The 5935-nt window shown below is 73.2% G+C and carries 1 protein-coding gene; it reads right to left on the bottom strand.

Annotated features, from left to right (window positions below; genetic code table 11):
- Positions 1–5935 (bottom strand): type I polyketide synthase (locus D476_RS35285; RefSeq protein ID WP_017627840.1); only part of this gene is annotated, 5935 nt, incomplete at both ends.

Genomic DNA, 5935 nt, shown 5'->3' with positions numbered 1-5935 from the left:
TCGGGGGTCGCGGTGTGCACCGCGTCGCGGGTGACCACGGCGATCGATGCGTCCGTGTCGGCCGAGGCCAGCTTCTCCCGCAGCGCGGCGAGGACGCCTTCGGTGACCTCGTGGACCTCCCCGCCCCGGGGCACCTCCACCGCGGTGAAGGGGGTCGGTGCCTCGGGTGTGACGGGGGTCCACGCGATCTCGTAGAGGCCGTCGGTGCGCGAGGCGAGCCGGTCGCGGCTCACAGGGCGCGTGGTCATCGACGAAACGGTCAGCACGGGAGCGCCGTTCTCATCGACGGCCTCCAGGCTCAACCCGCTCCCGCCGTCCGGCACCAGCCGCACCCTGATGGCCGTGGCGCCCGTCGAATGGAGCGTGACCCCGTTCCAGGAGAAGGGGAGGGTCAGGTCTTCGGCGGTGGCGGCGGAGGGGTGCAGTGCGGCGTCGAGGAGGGCGGGGTGGATGCCGAATCCGTGGTCGGGGACGCGGACTTCGGCGTAGAGGGTGTCGCCGTCGCGCCAGGCGGCGGTCAGGCCGTGGAAGGCCGGGCCGTATTCCAGCCCCCGGTCCCCGAGCACGGTATAGACCTCGTCCACGTCGACGGGGTCGGCGGCCGGAGGCCACGCCATTCCCGACGCGGTCTCCTCCGCAGCCCCGTCGGAGAGGCGGCCGGCGGCGTTCAGCGTCCAGTCGCCGTCGGTTCGCGAGTGGACGGTCACGGTGTCGCCGGTGACGGCGACCTGGACCTGGGTCGGGGCCGTGAGGACCAGCGGCGCCTCGATGACCAGCTCTTCCAGCGTGTTCCGGCCGGTCAGGGTGCCTGCGTGCAGGGCCATGTCGACGAAGGCCGTCCCCGGAAGGACCACCGTGCCTCCCACGGCGTGGTCGGCCAGCCAGGACGAGGGCGACAGGCGACCGGTCAGCACGGTGCCCTCACCGTGGGCGAGCCGGAGCTCCCCGCCCAGCAGCGGGTGCGTGCCCTCGCTGAGGCCCAGCTCGGCGGCGTTGGCGTCGCCGGTGGGCACCAGCCAGTAGCGCTGGCGCTGGAAGGCGTAGCCGGGGAGGTCGACGAGATCCCCCTCGGGGATCCGGGGTGTGCGTCCGTGGACGAACGCGGTGCCCAGGGCGGTGAGCACGGTCGGCACCTCGTCGCGGTCGCGCCGCAGAGCCGGGGCGAAGGTGCCTTCGGCGGACTGCTGCGCCTGCGCGGTCAGGACGCCGTCGGGTCCGAGTTCGATGTAGGTGGTGGTGCCGTCCTCGGCCAGGGCGGTGACGGCCTGGTGGAAGCGGACCGTCGCGCGGGCCTGGGCGACCCAGTAGTCCGGGTCGGTCATCGGCAGGTCGGTCGCGACGGTGGAGACGATCGGGATCCGGGGTTCGCTGTAGGTGAGCTCCCGGGCCACGCTGCGGAACTCGTCGAGCATGGGGTCCATACGGTGGGAGTGGAAGGCGTGGCTGACGGTCAGGCGCCGGGTCTTGCGGTCGGCGAACCGCGCCACGACCGCCTCCACGGCGGTGTCGTCGCCGGAGACGACCAGCGACGTCGGCCCGTTGACGGCGGCGAGGCCGACCGCCTCGGTGAGGAAGGGGGCGACCTCCTCCTCAGCGGCCTGGACGGCGGCCATGGTGCCGCCGGTCGGCAGCGCGTTCATCAGCCGGGCCCGTGCCGTGACCAGGCGTGCGGCGTCCTGAAGGGTGAGGATGCCCGAGACGTGGGCGGCGGCCAGCTCGCCGATGGAGTGCCCGGCCATCCGGTCGGGGGTGACGCCCCAGCTCTCGAAGAGGCGGTAGAGCGCGGTTTCCAGGGCGAACAGCGCGGGCTGGGTGTAGAGGGTCTGGTCGAGCAGGCTGGCCTCCTCGAACAGGACCGACCGCAGGCTCGGGGCGCCGAGGTGGGCGTCCAGAGCGTCGATCGCGCTGTCGAAGGCCCTGCGGAAGTCCGGGTAGGACTCGTACAGCCCGGCGCCCATGCCCGCACGCTGCGCCCCCTGCCCGGTGAAGAGGAAGGCGAGCCCCCCGTCTCCGGCCTCGCCCTCGGCCAGGGTCAGGTCGCCCAGGAGGGCCGCCCTGTGGCCGAAGGGGGTGCGGCGGGCCAGGGTGTGGGCGACGTCGGCGGGCGCCAGTCCCGGGTGGCGGGTGGGGTGGGCGGGGAGCCGGGGGACCTGGTCCTTCAGTGCCTCGGGGGTCTTCGCCGACACCAGGGAGGGCACCGGGCCGGCAGCCTGGCCGGGCGCGGGGTCCCGCTCGGCGCGGGTGTGCGCGCTGTTCGCGTCGGCACTGACCGCGCTGCCATCGCCCTCGTCACCACCGTCATCGTCCGCGCTGCCCTGTCCGGCACCGGGCTGTTCAAGGATGATGTGGGCGTTGGTGCCGGAGATCCCGAAGGAGGAGACGGCCGAGCGCCGGGGCCGACCGGTCTCCGGCCAGGCCGTGGTGTCGGTGAGCAGTTCCACCGCGCCCGCGGACCAGTCCACGTGGGGGCTGGGGGTGTCCGCGTGCAGGGTCTTCGGGAGGACGCCGTGGCGCATGGCCATGATCATCTTGATGATGCCGCCGACGCCCGCCGCGGCCTGGGTGTGGCCGATGTTCGACTTCAGCGAGCCCAGGCGCAGGGGGCGGTCCGTCGGCCTGTCCTGCCCGTAGGTCGCCAGCACGGCTTGGGCCTCGATCGGGTCGCCGAGCGTGGTGCCGGTGCCGTGTGCCTCGACGGCGTCGACCTCGGAGGGGTCGAGCCGTGCGTTGGCGAGCGCTTGGAGGATGACCCGTTCCTGGGAGGGCCCGTTGGGGGCGGTCAGGCCGTTGGAGGCGCCGTCCTGGTTGACGGCGGACCCGCGGATGGTGGCGAGCACGCGGTGTCCGTTGCGCTCGGCGTCCGAGAGCCGCTCCAGCAGGAGAAGGCCCACACCCTCGGAGATCCCGGTGCCGTCCGCCTCCGCGCCGAAGGCCTTGCAGCGCCCGTCCGGCGCCAGGTTGCCCTGGCGGCTGAACTCGATGAACGCCTCCGGCGTGGCCATCACCGTCACGCCCCCGGCCAGGGACAGCGAGCATTCGCCCTGCCGCAGCGCCTGCACCGCGAGGTGCGTGGCCACCAGCGACGACGAGCAGGCGGTGTCGACCGTCATCGACGGCCCTTCCAGGCCCAGCACGTACGAGACGCGCCCGGACGTCACTGCACCGGCGTTCCCCGCCCCGACGACGTCCTCGTTGCCCTTCGGCGCGGAGGTGAAGCGGCTGCGGTAGTCCTGGTACATCGCACCGGCGAACACCCCGGTGTCACTGCCGCGCAGGGCGGTGGGGTCGATGCCGGCGCTTTCCAGGGTCTCCCAGGCGGTCTCCAGGAGGAGGCGCTGCTGGGGGTCCATGGCGGTGGCCTCGCGGGGCGAGATCCCGAAGAACGCCGGGTCGAAGTCGCCCGCGTCGTGCAGGAAGCCGCCCGCGGTCGAATAGGTGGTTCCCGACCGCGCGCCGTCCGGGTCGAACACGGCCTCCAGGTCCCAGCCGCGGTCGGCGGGGAACGCGGTGATGCCGTCGGCGCCGGCGGCCAGCATCTGCCACAGCTGCTCGGGCGTGGCCACGCCGCCGGGGAAGCGGCACGCCATGCCGACCACCGCGATCGGCTCGTCCGCCGACTCCCGCACCGCCACCCTGCGGCTCGCCCGCTGCCCGGACAGTTCGCCGTGGAGGGCCTCCGCCAGCGCCGCGGGCGTCGGGTGGTCGAAGACCAGGGTGGCGGGAAGGCGGACGCCGGTGGCCTTGCCGATCCGGTTGCGCAGCTCGACCGCGGTGAGCGAGTCGAAGCCGAGGTCATTGAAGGCCGTGTCGGCGTCGACCGCCCCCGCGTCCCCGTGCCCGAGTGTGGCCGCGACGTGTTCCATGACGAGCGCCCGAAGCTCCGCCCGGTCCATCGACGCGGCGTCGGTACCGTTCGGCGTTCCCGCCGCCGTCACTGCCGCCCTTCCCCTTCCGGTGGTGCGTCGGGTGAGGCCGCTCAGGAGCGGGTGGACGGTGGGTGCCTGGTTGAGGGCGGTGAGGTTGAGGGGGGTGGCGACGATGGCGGGGGCGGTGGCGCCGATCGCGGCGTCGAACATGGCGGCGCCGTGCCCGGCGGTGATGGGCGTGAGGCCGGTGAGGGCGATGCGGGCGCGGTCGGCCTCGGTGAGGTGCCCGGTAGTCCCGCTGGTGTCCTCCCAGAGACCCCAGGCGATCGAGGTCGCCGGGAGTCCTTGTGCGTGTCGGTGGTGGGCGAGGGCGTCAAGGTAGGCGTTGGCGGCGGCGTAGTTGGCCTGGCCTGCGTTGCCGAGGGTTCCGGCGAGGGAGGAGTAGAGGACGAATGCCTTGAGGCCGCGGTCGAGTGTGAGCTCGTGGAGGTTCCAGGCCGCGTCGGCCTTGTTGCGCAGGACGGTGTGGAGCTGTTCGGGGGTGAGGTTGGTGAGCAGGGCGTCGTCCGTGACGCCTGCGGTGTGCACCACGGCGGTCAGGTCCGGAAGACCGGACAGCAGTTCTCGGACGGCCTCCCGGTCGGAGGTGTCGCAGGCGACGGTGGTGATGTGGGCGTCGAGATCGGCCAGCGACTCGGGTGCGACGCCCCGACGGCCCACCAGGACGACGCTGCCGACGCCGTGTTCGGTGATGAGGTGGCGGGCGAGGTGGGCGCCGAGGGTACCGGTGCCGCCGGTGATGAGGACGGTGTCGTCGTTGGTCCAGGTGACCGGTTCGGCGGGGCCGGTTCTGGTCAGTCGTGGTGCGTAGGCCTTGCCGTCGCGGATGGCGATCTGGGGTTCGTCTGCGATGAAGGGGGCGAGGTCGGTGTTGTCGTTGTCCTCGGTGCTGTCGGTGTCGGCGAGGACGATGCGTCCGGGGTTCTCGGCTTGGGCGGATCGGACCAGGCCCCAGACCGCGGCGGCGGCCGGGTCGGGGGTCGCGGTGTGCACCGCGTCGCGGGTGCGGACCACGAGGGTGGTGGCGGCGTCCTGGCCGCCGTCCTCGGTGAGCTGTTCCTGCAAGGCGGCGAGGACCTGCTCGGTGACCTCGTGGAGGTCGCCGTTCCGAGGCACATCCAGCACGGTGTGGGGGGTCGGTGCCTCGGGGGTGACGGGGGACCATGCGACCTCGTAGAGGCCGTCGGTGCGTGATGCGAACTGTTCACGGCTCACCGGTCGGGTGACCAGCGACTCGATGGTGACGACCGGCTGCCCGGACGGGTCGGTCGCGTGCAGCGCGACCCCGTTCCCCCGCGGGGTGATCCGGACCCACAGTTCCGTCGCACCGGTGGCGTGCAGCTCCACCCCGTTCCAGGAGAAGGGGAGGGTCAGGCCTTCTGTGGTGGCGGCGGAGGGGTGCAGTGCGGCGTCGAGGAGGGCGGGGTGGATGCCGAATCCGTGGTCGGGGACGCGGACTTCGGCGTAGAGGGTGTCGCCGTCGCGCCAGGCGGCGGTCAGGCCTTGGAAGGCCGGGCCGTATTCCAGCCCTCGGTCCCCGAGCGCGTTGTACAGGTCGGCGGGGTCGAGCGGCTCGCCGGGCGGAGGCCAGGCGGACTCCCGCCCCTGCGGTGCGGCCGGCGTCGACCCGAGCGATCCGGTGGCGTGGAGGGTCCACGCGCCGTCGGTGCCCGAGTGGACCGTGACGGACCCGCCTTCCACCCGGACCTGCACCTGAACGGGCTCGTCGAGGACCAGCGGCGCCTCGATGACGAGTTCATCGAGTGTGTTCCGGCCGGTCAGGGCGCCTGCGTGCAGGGCCATGTCGACGAAGGCCGTCCCCGGCAGGACCACCGTGCCGCCGACGGCGTGGTCGGCCAGCCAGGAGGAGGGCGACAGGCGACCGGTCAGCACGGTGCTATCGCCGTCGGCGAGCCGGAGTTCCCCGCCGAGGAGCGGGTGCCCGCTGTCCCCGAGCCCGAGTTCGCCCGCATCGGCACCGCCGGTGGGCACCAGCCAATAGCTCTCGT

It is taken from the genome of Nocardiopsis chromatogenes YIM 90109 (genome assembly GCF_000341185.1).
Classification (GTDB): Bacteria; Actinomycetota; Actinomycetes; order Streptosporangiales; family Streptosporangiaceae; genus Nocardiopsis_A; species Nocardiopsis_A chromatogenes.
Note: the sequence above shows the minus strand (reverse complement) of the source record. Positions and strands in the feature narration are given on the sequence as shown.